This is a genomic window from Pseudoalteromonas sp. CNC9-20 (genome assembly GCF_022347875.1).
Classification (GTDB): Bacteria; Pseudomonadota; Gammaproteobacteria; order Enterobacterales; family Alteromonadaceae; genus Pseudoalteromonas; species Pseudoalteromonas ruthenica.
In genome coordinates, this window is sequence record NZ_JAKRFS010000001.1 from 104,691 (window position 1) to 119,661 (window position 14,971).

Here is a 14,971-nt window from a genome sequence, read left to right on the forward strand (position 1 = left end):
TTAATTAGCATAGCTCAGGTTACCTAACTGTCCAATATAAAGCACTGATGAAATTGCTTTAAAAGTTGCCAATGCACTTTGACAAGCTGCTCTACATTGCGTTGATATCCGCCGCCAAGCATAGTGCAAATTGGGATTTGATGGTATTTAGCATGAGTAAGCACCTGAGCATCACGAGCGCCGACACCGGCCAAGCTTAAGCTCAGGGTTCCTAACTCGTCATCGTTGTGTACATCGGCCCCGGCATTATAGAAAATAATATCCGGGCGATGCAGACGCTGCGTTAACTTTAGCGCCTGTGTGAGTGTCTCCAAGTAAACACGGTCGTCGCAATGCAAGGGCAGAGCAAAGTCGTAGTCTGAGCTTTGCTTGATGCGTGGAAAGTTACGCTCACCATGCAATGACAAGGTTGTAATGGCGTCGTCACTTCCAGCGATGGCGGCGCTGCCATCACCTTGGTGAACATCTAAATCAATAATGAGGGCGTTATCAATGAGCCCCGCTTGATACAAATATCGGGCTGAGGTGATAGCATCATTAAAAATACAAAAGCCACTGCCATAGTTGCCAAAGGCATGGTGGTAACCGCCTGCTAAATTCATCGCGGCCCCGTCTTTAAGTGCCGCTTGGGCTGCGCCCAAAGTGTTGCCAACTGATTGTAGGGTGCGCTCTACCAATGCGTCGCTGTGGCTAAAGCCGATGCGTTTTTGCGCTTTATCCGCCAACGTGCCAGTGATGAACTGATGAACATAGTCAGCATCATGAGCAAGCTCCAGCGTGCTCACCGAGATAGGTTCGGCGCAACTAATAGTAAAACCTGATTTGAGTTCTGGGTGTGCGCACAGCATGTCGAAGAGTTGTTGATATTTACTGATTGGAAAACGATGGTGAGCAGGTAGGTCGAGCTGAGAGTAGATAGGGTGATAAAATAATTTCATCGTATCGCTTGTTTCTCTGCTAATTGTATTTTTTCTTCACAGGCGCTAATGGCCTTACGACAGCGTCCTAAGCGTGCGTGCAGCGCTAAGACTTCCTGATTTAACTTAGCAACGGTGGTGGCTTCAGCGCCATGCATCTGTTGTTTACGGTCGTCAATCATTTGCCCCAAGCGACGTTCAAATTCGTGATTTTTAGCCAGCTCTTGATAAAGCTCATTGATTGGCTGAATAATTTTTTTCACTACTTTTTGGTACTTTTTTGCCCTCGCCGTAGGTGTATTTTCTTTCGCCCACACAGAGGTTGCTTTAAGCACTTTGACGATGGCTTCTATTTGCTCGGTAATGTGCGTGAGAGCGAAACCATATTGATGACGACCTTGATGCTCAAGGCTTCTCCTTAGTCTTTCAAGTTGCGTTTGCACTTCATCAACGTAATCAACGAGCAGCATACTTTTGCTATTGAACACACTGCGATCGAACAATGCATGTTTGGATTGCATAAAACGATTTTTAGCAAACCAATTGGCTTTATCAAACTGTTCAGCATCGCTGCGCAGACGCTCCAGTTGTTGCTGTAATCGCGCTAATGCATGGCCAGAGCTCATTACAAATAAGCCTCATAGACGAGTTTCAGTGCTAACACAATAACAACGGTGTTAAATACCGGGCGGATCATTTTTGAGCCGAAGCGAATAGCTGAATGAGCCCCCAGCCAAGCCCCTAACATCAAGAATAACCCCATGGTAGCGCCGAGTAAGAAGTTAACATGACCAAGGGCTACAAAGGTGATCAGCGAAATAAAGTTACTGACAAAATTCATTGAGCGGGCTAAACCGCAATTGATCAGCAGGCTCATTTTATAAAGGAGGCTATTTGACGCGGTCCAGAATGTGCCCGTGCCTGGGCCAGCCATGCCATCGAAAAAGCCTAAGGCCAAGCCTTGGAGCCACTGTTTTATGCGCATAGCGCCAGAAAGCAGCGGTAAATCGTTACTCTGCTGTGGACTGAGCTTGCCAAATAAGGAGTAGATAGCGACGGCGATGATCACTACAGGAATGAGTTTGTTGAGAAACTCGGTGCTCATACTATCGACCAATAAGGTGCCTAGGGTAGCGCCGATAGCGGTGGCGAGAATTGACGCAGCCCAGAACTTAGGGTCGAACAAACGTTTACGGTAATAGGTGACACTGGCTGTCAGTGAGCCAAAACTGGCCGCTAACTTGTTCGTCCCTAGAGTTAAATGCGGGGGTAATCCGGCAGTAAGTAGGGCAGGTACGGTTAACATACCGCCGCCGCCGGCGATAGCATCTATAAAGCCTGCAGCAAGGGCTACGGCGCATAAAATGGCCCAAGTCGATGGGTCGAGAGCTAGTTCAAACATCTAATAATCTATTTTTCGTTTAAAGGGCGGCAAGGTATCGAGCATGGCTTTACCATAACGCTTGGTGATTAAGCGGCGGTCGAAAATGGTAATCACACCACTGTCTCTTTCTTTGCGCAGCAGTCTACCACAGCTTTGTACTAATTTCTTGGCGGCGTCCGGTACGGTAATGGATAAAAACGGGTTGCCTCCTTTTTGCTCTACAAACTCTGCTTGCGCTTCTTCAATCGGTGAGGTGGGCACCGCAAACGGGATTTTTGTGATCACTAGATTAGTCAGGTAATCGCCTGGCAAATCGAGGCCTTCAGACAAACTTTGGGTGCCAAACAGCACACTGCCTTGGGCATCATCAATACGGCGCTTATGGCGTCGGATCAGTGTATCCCGAGAGAGCTCGCCTTGCATTAAAATGTCCCACCCCTGTTTACGCAAACGCTCGGCGACATGGTGCATTTGCCAATAGGAAGCAAACAACACCAGATTGGCTTTGGATTTATCTAGGGTATTGGGCAGTGCTTTGGCAAGGTAATCGCTAAACGCTTTGTCGGTTGGTTCACACTCGGTTTTGGGAATATGCAGCTGCGCTTGATTGGGGTAATCAAACGGTGAGGGCACCTTGATAAACTTAACTCCTTGCTCTGAGCGTAGCCCGCTTTCATGGGCAAAATGTTCAAAGGAGCCCAAGGCGCTGAGCGTGGCCGAGCACAATACCGCTCCTGCACACTCGCGCCATAATTTATCTTTGAGGTAAAACCCCACTTCAATAGGGCAGTCACTCAGGAGGTAGTCATGGTGGTTTTTATACTCCATGCGCTTTATCCACCTGGCATGGGGAACGCTTTCGCTTTCTTTAGCATAACTTTGCCACAGCTTTTGTAGCGTTTCTAAACGGGCTATATATTGCCCACTTTCAGCTAAAATAGGGTCAGCAATAAACGGCTTCACATCGCCATCATTCACGTCGCTACTGAGCGCTTCGTGCATCTTGTTGAGGGTGCGTAGCGCCGTTTTACTGGCTTCACTGATATCTTTGGCTTGCACTGTGAGCTGTTGCGGCAGCACTCCGTGTGAGAAACGATAGGTGTCGTCTTCGGTATATTGAAAGTCTGCACTATCAAGCATACTCAGCACGGCTTTCATGCCTCTGGCCACATCATCAAGGGCATCATTGAGTTTAAATTGGCTACCTGATGCGCTGGCGCTAAAAATGGTTTGCGCCATTTTGCCGCTGAATTTGAGTAGTTTCTCGAGCCAATCCTGAGTCCCTTTTAAGGTGGCTGCGGCAGATGAAAAGTCGCGAGTGATATGCGGTAAGTGGTGTGCTTCATCAATCACATAAATACAGTTTTCTGGCTCCGGCAAAATCACGCCACCGCCGAGCTCCAAATCGGCCAATAATAGACTGTGATTGGCCACTAACACATCCATTTGCGCTATTTTTTGCCGCGCAAGATGGAAAGGACAGGTTTGGTGTGCTTTCATCTGCCGTTGGCAGGCATGCTTATCACAGGCAATAAGGTGCCATACGCGATCTGGGATCACGTCGGCCCATGAGTCTCGGTCACCTTGCCACTGTTTGTTTTGGTAAGCATCATGCAGCTGATGCAGGCATTTTTGCTCCATGTCACTCAAAGGGGAGCTTAAAGTGGGCATCAACGCGAGTTGCTCTTGTTCGCCATTGACGGCGTTATGGAGCTTATGGGCGCAGATATAGCGCCCCCGGCCTTTGACCAAATCATAACTAAAAGTAAGACCGCTGTGCTGGGCAAAAAAGGGTAACTCTTTATAGAGCAACTGCTCTTGCAAGGCCACTGTAGCGGTTGCAATCACCAGCTTTTTATTACGTTTGAGTGCCAGTGGTAAGGCACCTAAGCAATATGCCAAAGATTTGCCGGTTCCGGTTCCGGCTTCGACCACGCAAATGCGCTGCTTTTTATCATATTCACCAGCGAGTGTTTTTGCTATTTCTGCGACCAAGTAGTTTTGGCTAGCACGAGGGCGATAATCGTCCATGCTTGAAGCTATCCGCTGATGAGCGTTTCGGATTGTTTTTTTCAGCGGATCGGATAGCATGGTGTATCAACTTATGTATATATTTACAGTGCGACCATTTTAGAGTGTGGCTGCATATGACTCAAGTGACAATTCACTTATGTTGTGATGCTTGGGCAAGACATAGAAAACAACGCGCTGTATTTACTCACTTCTATAGGTATTCGGTTGGCTCCAATAGCAGGGTTTATCCTTTCCGCGCAAACACGGCAACTGAGCGATGGTATCAGTCATGTCTTTTGGCTGGCCACAGACAACGGCCCAGTTAAAGCACAATCTGTCGCTGAGTCTGCGGTATTTTTCGTTGCCCAATCGCAGCAGCAGCGAGTGATAAAATTACTCCAAGCCGCTAACTTACCTTGTGATATCCGCACAGTAACGCTGCACTCTTTTGCCGGTAAACCCATGGCAGGGTGTTATTTCACGCACTTGAATCAGTTTTATGCGGCGCGAGAACAGCTTAAAGAGCAAGGAATTACGTTATACGAGGATGATATCCGCGCGCACGAGCGCTTCTTAATGGAGCGATTTATTCGCGGCGGCGTTTGGGTAGACGGCACCTTTAGTGCTAATGGCACCTTAGCTCAAGCGCGGTTTAAAAGCCATCCCCACTACCGGCCCACTTTGCGGGTTTTATCGCTGGATATTGAATGCAGTGGCGATGGTGTGCTTTACAGTGTTGGCTTGGTGAGTGAACGGTTTAAAAAGGTGCTGATGGTTGGGCGTAGCACCGAAGAGCGCTCGTGGCTTGATTATGTTGAGGATGAGGCCGCTTTGCTCGTGCGGTTACAAGAGCACATACACCATATTGACCCTGATGTGATCGTTGGTTGGAATGTGGTCGACTTTGACTTTCAGCTGCTGTGCTATCGCGCTCAGCAATTGGGTATTCGTCTTAATTTAGGACGCAATAACGAGGCGGTTGTGTGGCGCGGAGGAAAAGTCGCTAAGCTTATAGTTCCCGGGCGCGCTGTACTTGATGGCATTGATATGCTTAAAAACGCCACATATTACTACCCCAGCTTTGCCCTTGATAATGTTGCCCACGAAATCCTTGGCGAGCGAAAGCTTATCGGAAATAAAGACAAAGTTTCCGAGATTTCCCGGCTTTTCAACGAAGATAAACTGCAACTTGCTGAATATAACTTAAAAGACTGTGAGCTTGTATTAGCCATCTTTGCTCGTCTTGAATTGGTCGACTTTGCTATTGTGCGGACCAAGCTTACAGGGCTGCCATTAGAACGGCTAGGAGGGTCGGTGGCGGCGTTCACCAACCTTTATTTGCCATTGTTACATCGCAGTGGTTATGTGGCTCCTAATTTAGGCGATCATGGATTGACCTTCGACAGCCCAGGCGGTTATGTGATGGACTCGGTGCCCGGTCTTTATCAAAATGTTGCAGTTCTTGACTTTAAAAGCCTTTATCCGAGTATTATTCGTACCTTTTGTATCGATCCCATGGGCTTAATAGAGGGGCTCAATGCTCCTGAAGACGCAATTGCTGGGTATCATGAGGCATTTTTTTCTCGCAGCAAGCATCATCTTCCTGATTTGGTTGCCAGCCTCGCACAGGCCCGTCAAGAGGCCAAAAAGCACCGTGACCCTCATCTTCAGCAGGCCATCAAGATTATCATGAACAGCCTATACGGTGTGCTTGGCTCAAAAGGTTGTCGTTTTTACGACCCTAGACTAGCCAGTTCGATTACCCTGCGCGGGCACGATATAATGCAAACAACGCGACAGTGGCTGATTGAATATGGCGTTGATGTGATTTACGGCGATACCGACTCTACCTTTATCGCACTACCCGAAGAGCTTAGTGACGAACAAAGTCATACGTTAGCCAAAGAGTTAGTGACAAAAATTAACAACCGTTGGCGGCAAACACTTGAACAAAGCTATGGAATGCCTAGCTATTTGGAGCTTGAATACGAAAGCCTATATCGGCCTTTTTTTATGCCCAAGGCAAGGCATAAAGACGTGGGAACGAAGAAACGTTACACTGGTTTATTGGTCCAGAAGCACCGAGAACTCGTTTTTAAAGGCATGGAGTCGGTGCGTAGCGATTGGACGCCACTGGCGAGAAAGTTTCAAGGTGAACTGTTTCAAGGATTATTCACTGGTGCAAATCTGCAACATATCATTGATAATTATGTTAACACTTTACAGAAAGGGGATAACGCTCAGCTCTTAACTTATGCCAAACGCTTAGGGAAAAACCCTGATGAATACACCAAAGCAACTCCCCCTCATGTGAAAGCTGCACGAAATAGTACTCAAAGTTACGCTAAAGGTGATTGGGTTGAGTACGTTATAACAGTTGATGGTCCTCGCTGCACCCCTAGCAGTAGGCCACTGGACTTAGCACATTACCTTGAGACACAGCTAAAACCCATCATCGATGACATTGCTGATGTGTGCGACGTATCGCTTCACTGCCCTCTAGATAGTCAGTTTACATTAATTTAATCTTAAAGACCTGCTATTTACACGCTGATTTGGTTTGCTCCAGATTTCCAATATGGTGTCGTGTTGTTCTGTCTGTTTTTTGATTGGTTGTTACTTTTGGTGGTGTTTTGTTAATTTGGTGTTGACCCTGGATTCTTTAATTGTTTATTATCGTAACCAAAGTGCATTGCTTAGTGCATTTAATTACAAGCGGTTAACAGCCGCGATAAAAACAATCACGTCTACAAGTGATCCAGGGAGAATCTAATGTTAAATAGCAAAATCGCAAAATCAGTGCGTTTAGCACTTGTTTTTGGTGCTGCTTCAACAGCAGGCATTTCAGCAAGTGCCATTGCTGCTGAAGAAGGTGCTGATGATGTTGAGCGTATCGAAGTAACCGGTTCGCGTATCAAACGTACTGATCTTGAAACAGCTACTCCAGTACAAGTAACGTCTGCAGAAGATATCGCTATGTCGGGCTTTACCCGCGTCGAAGATATCATGAATAACCTGCCGCAAATCGAGGCATCGCAAACTGCGTTCCAATCAAATGGCGCAACCGGTACAGCAACGCTTGACCTTCGTGGTATGGGTCCTCAGCGTACACTAGTACTTATCAATGGTCGCCGTGCACAGGCTGGTGGTATTTACACACAATCAGCTGATATTAACCAAATTCCAGCTGCACTAATTAAACGCGTTGAAGTAATGACCGGTGGTGGTTCAACAACTTATGGTGCTGATGCAGTAGCGGGTGTTGTTAACTTCGTAATGAATGATGATTTCGAAGGTTTCCAAGTTGATATAGGCGGCTCTGCGTACCAGCACGATAATGACAATGGGTACATGCAAGGGTTGATGGACGAGAAGGGCTTCGAATACCCAAGCGGCAGCGATGGTTTTGATGGCGCGGCGTTCGATTTCAGTGCAACACTTGGCGGCACCTTTGATGGTGGTAAAGGTCATGCAGTTGGTTATGTAACCTACACCAAGCAAAATGAATTGCGTCAAGGAGCGCGTGACTACTCTTCATGTGCATTGAACGCCGCAGGTACTGAGTGTGGTGGTTCTGCCAACGCTATTGTGCCAAATTTCTTTATTGCTCCGCTTAATGGTCCTGGTGGTACTTATAACGCTAGTGAAGAGGTTTTCTGGAACTTAACCCCGGATGGAACGTTTGTCCCTGATGATGGCTCCAACCGCTATAACTATGCGCCAGTCAACCATTTTATGCGTCCTGATGAGCGTCATACCTTTGGTTTATTTGCTAACTATGAAATTAATGAGCACTTCAACCCTTATCTAGAGACAATGTTCATGCGAGACCGTACAGGCGCGCAAATCGCTGAGTCTGGAACGTTCTTTGACACGGCGTATGAGTTGCCAATCTCTAGTCCATTGTTTTCTGATGCTCAACGCCAACAATTTAAAGATGCGTTTGGAATTGGCGACGATGACTCTATAGGTGCTTATATTGGTAAGCGAAATGTTGAAGGTGGTCCTCGTACCGATGAGCTAGAGCATAGTTCTTTCCGAATGGTACTTGGTACGCGTGGTGAGCTGAGCGATCTTTGGACGTATGATGTGACTGCTCAATACGGCTCAACGTCGTCGTCGTCAGCATATATCAATGACTTCTTTGGTCCACGTATTACCACAGCGCTTTCAGCGAATGGTGAAAGCTGTGCTGACACAGAGGGATGTATTCCTTACGAGGTGTTTACTTACGAGGGCGTGACTCCTGAAGCGGCTGCAGCATTAACAGGTACAGCTATCTTGAATGGTGTTACTGAACAGCTCATCCTAGGTGGTTTCGTATCAGGTGAATTTGATTACTCGCTACCGAGCTCTGATTACCCAATCGCAGCAGTATTTGGTGCAGAGTACCGTGAAGAAACCTTCGAACGTACAGCGGATGAAGTATACGCGCAAGGTCTTCTTCTAGGTCAAGGTGGCACGACTAAGAGTTTGGAAGGTAGTTACGATGTAACTGAATTTTACACAGAGGTAAGTTTACCAATTGTTGAGGGTAAAGCCGGCTTCGAAAACTTCACTCTTGATTTAGCTTATCGTTGGTCAGATTACAGCACCTCAGGCTCTGAGCCTGCTTATAAAGCCGCAATTAACTGGGATATCACGTCAGACTGGAAAGTTCGCGCTAGTTATAACCGTGCGGTACGTGCTGCTAACAATGGCGAATTGTTTGCGCAAGAAACAACAGGCCTTTGGGAAGGTTCAGACCCTTGTGCCGGAGCTACACCAGAGCTAAGTGCTGCGCAGTGTGCAAACACAGGTGTAACAGCAGCTCAGTACGGTACAATTAATCCTAGTCCGGCTTCTCAGTACAATGGACTTTTCGGAGGAAATCAGGAGTTAAAACCTGAAATCGCCGATACTGTTACTTTTGGTTTGGTAGCTGAGCCAATTGAAGGATTAAACTTCACTATTGACTACTGGGATATCGAACTAGAAGGTGCAATTGATAATATTGATCCTCTAATTATATTAGAGCAATGTGCAAAAACTGGTGACGCATCATTTTGCGACAATGTACAACGTACTCCAGGAAATGGCAGCCTATGGGTAGGTAGTGGTCAAATTACATCCTTTGACGTTAACTTAGGTCAGCTAACGTGGGAAGGTATTGATCTGTCTGCCAACTATGATTTTGAGGTTGCTGGTGGCACTTTATCGACTAACCTTCTTGGCTCCTATTTCATTACTAAAGAGTATGACAACGTACCGGGAATTTCTGACATTTACGATTGTGTAAGCAATCTCAATGATGGTTGTTTCGCGCAACCTGAGTGGCGTCACGTGTTCACTATGGACTACGATACGGGAAGTTTCTGGCGTGCAACTTTGAAATGGCGTTATTATGGTGAAGTCAGTGACTACACAGGTCCTGATACGCTTGTTCAAGATGGTATCAGTTCACAAAGTTACTTAGACCTTAAAGGTAGCTTCACTATCAATGATTACACCAGCGTATTAGTGGGTGTTAATAACATCATGGATAAAGAGCCACCATTAGTAGGCGGTTCACTTTCTACCAACGGTAATGCGATTGCGGGTTTCTACGACACATTAGGTCGTTATTTCCACGCAAACGTAACATTCAAGTTCTAAACTTGTTTAATGTCTGAAAAAGCGAGCTTCGGCTCGCTTTTTTTGTTGCTAAATTTTAATATTAATAATCCTAATTTATGGTTTTTGGAGGCCGCTTGACTAGCTTGCAACATGCCGCAGCGCTATTAAAAGAAGACAATAAAAAGCAAGCCATTACTCTGCTCCAAGAGTTGGCTAAGAAAACCGATACAAAAGAGCCTGCGTTTCGCCAATTACTGCGTTTAGCCTTAGCAGAGCAGCACTGGGAGGAAGCGAAAAACTATGTTGTATGTTTACAGCAACTAAACCCGAGTAGTCGCGAGTACCGTCAAGTTATTATGGATCTCGGTACGCGTTTGGGAGACTTCGCTTTTATTTGTGCTGGGTATGAGCGTTATCTGCAGTGTCATGACACCGACGACACAGCACATTTCAATTGTGGGTATTACGCCCGCAAGGCGAGACGTCCTAAAATAGCGATAGCGCACTTTAAGCGCACCTTAGAGCTCGGTATTAAGGACCCTCATGAGGTGCATCTCAATCTGGCGTTAGTGTACTCCGAGCTGTTACTTGATCCAGAGACCGCGCAACAGTGGCTAGGTAAAGCATTGGAGCTAAAACCTGATTATGTTGATGCACTCTTTAACCTCGCTGCGATCAAAGAGTTTGCCGGAGACAGACGTGCTGCAAAGCAATTGTTTGAACAGGTACTGACCATTGACGCGCAGCACCCATTGGCACTGTCGCGACTTGCGGACCTTTATCAGTTCAATACTGAGTCGGCGCACAATTATGTGACTCGATGCCAAGATGTGATGACTAATATGCCCGCGCAACTAAGGTGTGATTTACACTATAGTTGTGGCAAAGCGCTCGATGATGCGAAACTGTATGAACAGGCATGGATGCACTACTATCAAGCTAACACTGTCAATAAGCAATCTCTTGCACCTTTCAATGTCGCTTCACTTGAGCATACTGAACAAAATATTTTTGCCCGCGCTGAACATATATCTCAGTTAGCCGCGCAAGACTCGCCATCAGTACAGCCAATCATCATTTGTGGTATGTTCCGCTCGGGGTCGACCCTAGTAGAACAAATATTAGGCGCTAGCGGCTGTATTCAGGCTGGTGGTGAGTTGGAGTTTGTACATCGCCAGCTTTTTGAGCTCACCAACAAACCAATTCAATTGCTAAATAAAGCAGGGACGCCGGATTTCGCTCAAGCGTATGATGACTTGTTAGTGAGTGTGGCCAAAGGGCGAAAATGGGTTACTGATAAGCGGCCCGAAAATTACCTCTATATAGACATATTAAAGCAGCTCTACCCCGGCTTAAAAGTGATATGGACGCAACGTGATATAAGAGACAACGCCCTTTCTGCTTACTTTCAGCGCTTGGGGCCGAGCCTTAACTATGCTACGGACCTTGATAACATTCGCCATATGTATGAACATCAACAGCGCCTCAAAGCGCATTGGCATCAGCAGTACGGCAATGACATTATGACTGTCGAGTATGAACAACTAGTAGCGCAGCCGGAGCAAGTGCTCACGACATTGTTTTCTCAGCTAGGTATCCAGTATGACGGTGAGGCAGAGCGCTTTCATAATCAGCGCTCACATGTCAGAACTGCAAGCGTATGGCAAGTTAGAAAGCCTTTGTATAGCTCATCCGTCGGCCGTTTTAAGCACTATAAAGAGGCGATTTTAGCGCAGCGTGCATTCCCTTATTTCAGTGAACTGCTGTGAGCCGGTTCAAGCGGTTGGCATAATGTCCGTGGGCAAGATGATACGCGGTTGTTCGCTGGTTATAGGGTAGGTGCCATGCCACAGGTAGCTTGGGAAAATAATAATCCGCCCCGGCTGAGGGCAAATGAGTTTATTTATCTGCTCTCGCTCACCTAAATTCAAACAGGTTTCTCCAAGGCGCAGCCACCCACTTCGTGTGGGATCGTTCTCATGCATTGACTGCGGTACTTGAATATAAGCCGGGGCTGAAATCCATCTTTAGGGGTGGATATGGTTGCGATGATAACCGCCTTTTCCAAGCTGTACCGACCAACTGCCATTGACTTTAAACTGGCCATAGTTACTTCTATAAAGGGAATGTGAACGTTCGCTTGGTAGAGATGCTAAATATTCGGTAATGGCTAGGTGCAATGCCCATTTGTATTCTTTTATGAGCACATAATTAGAAAACAGCAAGTTACCTGAAGTTTGTGTGCCTAATTCAACGCTTTGATCTAATGGTTGCTTGGTCACTTTACGGTGCTTGGCTGTTAAAAGCGCTGAGAGTTCAGATAAGAAGTCCGACAATTGAGAAAAGCGAGCAGGCGTAGGTAATGATTTAATCTTAACCGTGTGCTCGTAGTCCGACAGCTATTGCTCATCAGCAGTGTACTAATAACCCTGCTTAATTTTGCAGTTGGTTAGGCTAATTTGGAAACGTGCTGTACAGGGTGTAAACTGACGGCATCTCGAAACTAGGTATGTATAAAAATACTTATTTTGATAAAGCGCGAGCACCGTTAATAGCTCAATACAGCATTGAGAAGTCAATCTCACTTCATGGTAACGTCTCAATGCTGCATTTGAAATTTAGTTTTTTGACTTTTCCTTTTTCACTTTATCAATATCTTTGATTTCCACAGAGCCTGCAGCCAATTCCTGTTTCTCCTTTAGTTTACGCAGAATTTCTGCTTGCTCAGGAGTAAAGCGACCAAAGTTCGCTGTGCGTGTTTGCATAGTTTGTGATACCACGCCCACGTTTTGTGCACCTAAACCGCCATCCGCGCCCGCCATACCCGTAGCTTGTCCACCAGAACCATTGACAACAGCATCGAGCATTCCTGCCTGATTATTAGCTACGCCGCTACCTATTTGGCGGGCTGAACCGGTTAAGTCGGCGAGTGTGTAATCTTCAATTTCAATCTCCACTTTTTCAACGTTACGTAGGTCATATTCGAATTGGCCTTTAGCATAAATAGCAATATGGCGTTTCAAATCATCTTGAAGCTGAGGGAAATAAAATGTGGCTTGTCGGTAATACTGCGACACTTCAAGTATTTCATCATCAACTTGAGCGCCGCGATTTGAATTAATGAACTCTTCTGCGCGTTTTTCTAGTTGTTTATATACAGTGGCCCCTTTAAACGCTGCGGGATGAAGGCTGGGGCTGCCAATGTAACCTTGATAGAAGCCATAGATGACATTCGGCTTTTCTGAGAAATTGGGATACACAATACGTTGCTGGATGTCATTGAGTGAAAGTGGGTGGCCCGCAACGGTAATGAGTTTAGCGTCAAGGAGCCCTTCATCTTCAATTTCATCATCTAATGAGTGTAGCGGATAACGCTTAACCAGCTGCTCTAACAGAGTCATGTTATAAAGATTGAGCCAATAGGCGAGCTGCTCTTTCTTATTAAGCTCACTTAGGGGCATTTCTTGCGGTAAGTTTTCTAGGCTTTCTCTTATTTTAGTGAGTGCGAGCTTTAGATCAGACTTTTTGACTCCTTCGAAATAAAAGCGATTAGCTTCGAGCGCTGTTGCTTTATTACGACCCGATGTCATGCGCGTGCCGATAGTTTGCTCGCTTTTCAAGCGCGAGCGATCCGACATTCCTGTGTTTACAACGGTCATCGCTAACAGTTGGTCAATATCATCGTATGCGACTTCAAATTGGGAATTCCATTTGAAACCACCGAAGGCCTGCGCCAATGTTTGCTCCTGATTTTGCTGCGCCAATGTTTGCTCCTGATTTTGCTGTGCCAAGCTTGGAGCACTGCATACAAATATAAGCACGGTGGTGAGCACAGTGGTGAATCTAAACATAAAAGGTCCTTGTTGTTTATTGTTATATAGTTGCCTTATGTTGATTGCGAGCAACACAGAGTAACTAACCTATACCTACCAAGTAGGTGTGAGACTACTTATAAAAGGTACAAATGGCCGATATAGACTGACTTAGTAAGCAACTTACCGCTAATACCTCACTTACTGTAAAAAAAAAGAAATTTAACTTTTCATTTCCAAATTATGTCAATGCCCAGTATAGCGGCTTATAAGTAGAATTGATTTGTTAAAAATATGTTTAAACCAAAAAAGTAAGACGAAATCAAGGAAAATTGCGATAAACATCAAGTTGACAGCACTGGAACCTTTTAGCATTATTGGCAAGTTGGTATCAGTAGAAAGATACCTAGGTTGGTTTGTCACAAGGCAAGCTAATTAAAATTCAAAAAGTAACATTACTTAATTGGTTGGGAACTATGTCTGTTAAAATCAGAAAGAGTCTTGTAGCTTCTGCGTTGGTTGGCGCAGCTGCACTTGCAAGCAACAATGTGATGGCAGATCCGTTGAATGACATCCACAAAGCGGGTGCAACTATCCAAACGGCTGCTAAAAAGTCTCAAACTAAAATCGATAACATCTATGGTCAAACGCAAGAGCTAATCGCTGATTACCGCGCGACTGTTGATGAAACTGAAATCATGAAGGTCTATAACGACCACGTTCAGCGTCTAGTTGATGATCAAAATTCACAAATTGAATCACTAGAGCGTCAGATTGCAGGTATCGACAAAACTAAACAAAACGTTGTGCCTTTGATGTATCGCATGATCGATACGCTTGAGCAATTCATCAAAGCGGACGTTCCGTTTAATACCGAAGATCGCCTAGCTCGCGTTGAAAAACTACGTGAAATCATGAGCAGTGCTTCTGTAACGACTTCAGAGAAGTTCCGTCAGGTACTTGAAGCATACATGGTTGAGAAAGACTACAGCACGACAATGGTTGCTGACCAAGGTAGCCTAAATATCGACGGTCGTGACATCTCTGTAGACTTCGCACGTCTAGGTCGTATTGCCTATGTTGCGCAATCATTCGACCAGAAGAATGCTTGGGTGTGGAACAACAGCACTAAGCAGTGGGAAGCTTTGGGTGAAGAATTCCTAAAGCCTGTTAAAGAGACAATCCGTATGGCCCGTAAACAGGCTGCACCGGATCTTGTTAAACTTCCAATCTTCGGCGCGGAGTAATAG

The 14,971-nt window shown here is 45.8% G+C and carries 11 protein-coding genes; 4 read left to right on the plus strand and 7 right to left on the minus strand.

From position 1 onward, the window contains the following. Positions 1 to 23: 23 nt before the first annotated feature. The 4 genes from MHM89_RS00475 to dinG are packed head-to-tail and all read right to left on the minus strand — an operon-like array spanning position 24 to position 4,392. Positions 24 to 938: a histone deacetylase gene (locus MHM89_RS00475; protein WP_239407816.1), complete on the minus strand. Its 915-nt coding sequence runs from the start codon at positions 936 to 938 to the stop codon at positions 24 to 26. Beyond that, positions 935 to 1,543 (minus strand): primosomal replication protein, encoded by a 609-nt coding sequence (locus tag MHM89_RS00480; protein WP_239407817.1) that lies wholly within the window; start codon positions 1,541 to 1,543, stop codon positions 935 to 937. The genes MHM89_RS00475 and MHM89_RS00480 overlap by 4 nt, the downstream gene beginning before the upstream one ends. Further along, on the minus strand, positions 1,543 to 2,319 hold the full coding sequence (locus tag MHM89_RS00485; RefSeq protein WP_022946729.1) for a TSUP family transporter: 777 nt from the start codon (positions 2,317 to 2,319) through the stop codon (positions 1,543 to 1,545). Before MHM89_RS00485 ends, MHM89_RS00480 begins: the two co-directional genes overlap by 1 nt. Continuing rightward, entirely contained in the window at positions 2,320 to 4,392 is a 2,073-nt protein-coding gene (gene dinG, locus MHM89_RS00490) for an ATP-dependent DNA helicase DinG (protein WP_053910973.1), read from the minus strand. Between the two features lie 147 nt (positions 4,393 to 4,539). Between dinG and MHM89_RS00495 the strand changes: the two genes are divergently transcribed. The 3 genes from MHM89_RS00495 to MHM89_RS00505 all read left to right on the plus strand — a co-directional run bounded on the left by MHM89_RS00495 (position 4,540) and on the right by MHM89_RS00505 (position 11,678). After that, positions 4,540 to 6,840: a DNA polymerase II gene (locus MHM89_RS00495; protein WP_239407818.1), complete on the plus strand. Its 2,301-nt coding sequence runs from the start codon at positions 4,540 to 4,542 to the stop codon at positions 6,838 to 6,840. Positions 6,841 to 7,086: 246 nt separating this feature from the next. Beyond that, positions 7,087 to 9,948 carry a TonB-dependent receptor gene (locus MHM89_RS00500; protein WP_235418830.1) on the plus strand — a complete coding sequence of 954 codons (2,862 nt, stop codon included), beginning with the start codon at positions 7,087 to 7,089 and terminating at the stop codon, positions 9,946 to 9,948. Positions 9,949 to 10,043: 95 nt separating this feature from the next. Next, positions 10,044 to 11,678, plus strand: a complete 1,635-nt coding sequence (locus MHM89_RS00505) for a sulfotransferase (RefSeq protein WP_239407819.1) — start codon at positions 10,044 to 10,046, stop codon at positions 11,676 to 11,678. A 6-nt stretch (positions 11,679 to 11,684) separates the two neighbouring features. On the opposite strand, the gene MHM89_RS00510 is transcribed toward MHM89_RS00505, so the two are convergent. The 3 genes from MHM89_RS00510 to MHM89_RS00520 form a co-directional block, all read right to left on the minus strand. Beyond that, positions 11,685 to 11,930, minus strand: coding sequence for a putative 2OG-Fe(II) oxygenase (locus tag MHM89_RS00510; protein WP_343224212.1), 246 nt, complete (start codon positions 11,928 to 11,930; stop codon positions 11,685 to 11,687). A gap of 6 nt (positions 11,931 to 11,936) precedes the next feature. Beyond that, complete coding sequence (locus tag MHM89_RS00515) at positions 11,937 to 12,191, minus strand: 2OG-Fe(II) oxygenase family protein (protein WP_239407821.1); 255 nt, start codon at positions 12,189 to 12,191, stop codon at positions 11,937 to 11,939. A gap of 336 nt (positions 12,192 to 12,527) precedes the next feature. Continuing rightward, entirely contained in the window at positions 12,528 to 13,760 is a 1,233-nt protein-coding gene (locus MHM89_RS00520) for a DUF547 domain-containing protein (RefSeq protein ID WP_239407822.1), read from the minus strand. Between the two features lie 437 nt (positions 13,761 to 14,197). Between MHM89_RS00520 and MHM89_RS00525 the strand changes: the two genes are divergently transcribed. Beyond that, positions 14,198 to 14,968, plus strand: a complete 771-nt coding sequence (locus MHM89_RS00525) for a DUF3450 domain-containing protein (protein WP_026111376.1) — start codon at positions 14,198 to 14,200, stop codon at positions 14,966 to 14,968. Positions 14,969 to 14,971 lie beyond the last annotated feature (3 nt).

Coding starts and splice junctions, on each gene's coding strand:
- MHM89_RS00480 (WP_239407817.1), bottom strand. CDS start 1,543: ATGAGCTCTGGCCATGCATTAGCGCGATTACAGCAACAACTGGAGCGT.
- MHM89_RS00475 (WP_239407816.1), bottom strand. CDS start 938: ATGAAATTATTTTATCACCCTATCTACTCTCAGCTCGACCTACCTGCT.
- MHM89_RS00500 (WP_235418830.1), top strand. CDS start 7,087: ATGTTAAATAGCAAAATCGCAAAATCAGTGCGTTTAGCACTTGTTTTT.
- dinG (WP_053910973.1), bottom strand. CDS start 4,392: ATGCTATCCGATCCGCTGAAAAAAACAATCCGAAACGCTCATCAGCGG.
- MHM89_RS00525 (WP_026111376.1), top strand. CDS start 14,198: ATGTCTGTTAAAATCAGAAAGAGTCTTGTAGCTTCTGCGTTGGTTGGC.
- MHM89_RS00520 (WP_239407822.1), bottom strand. CDS start 13,760: ATGTTTAGATTCACCACTGTGCTCACCACCGTGCTTATATTTGTATGC.
- MHM89_RS00485 (WP_022946729.1), bottom strand. CDS start 2,319: ATGTTTGAACTAGCTCTCGACCCATCGACTTGGGCCATTTTATGCGCC.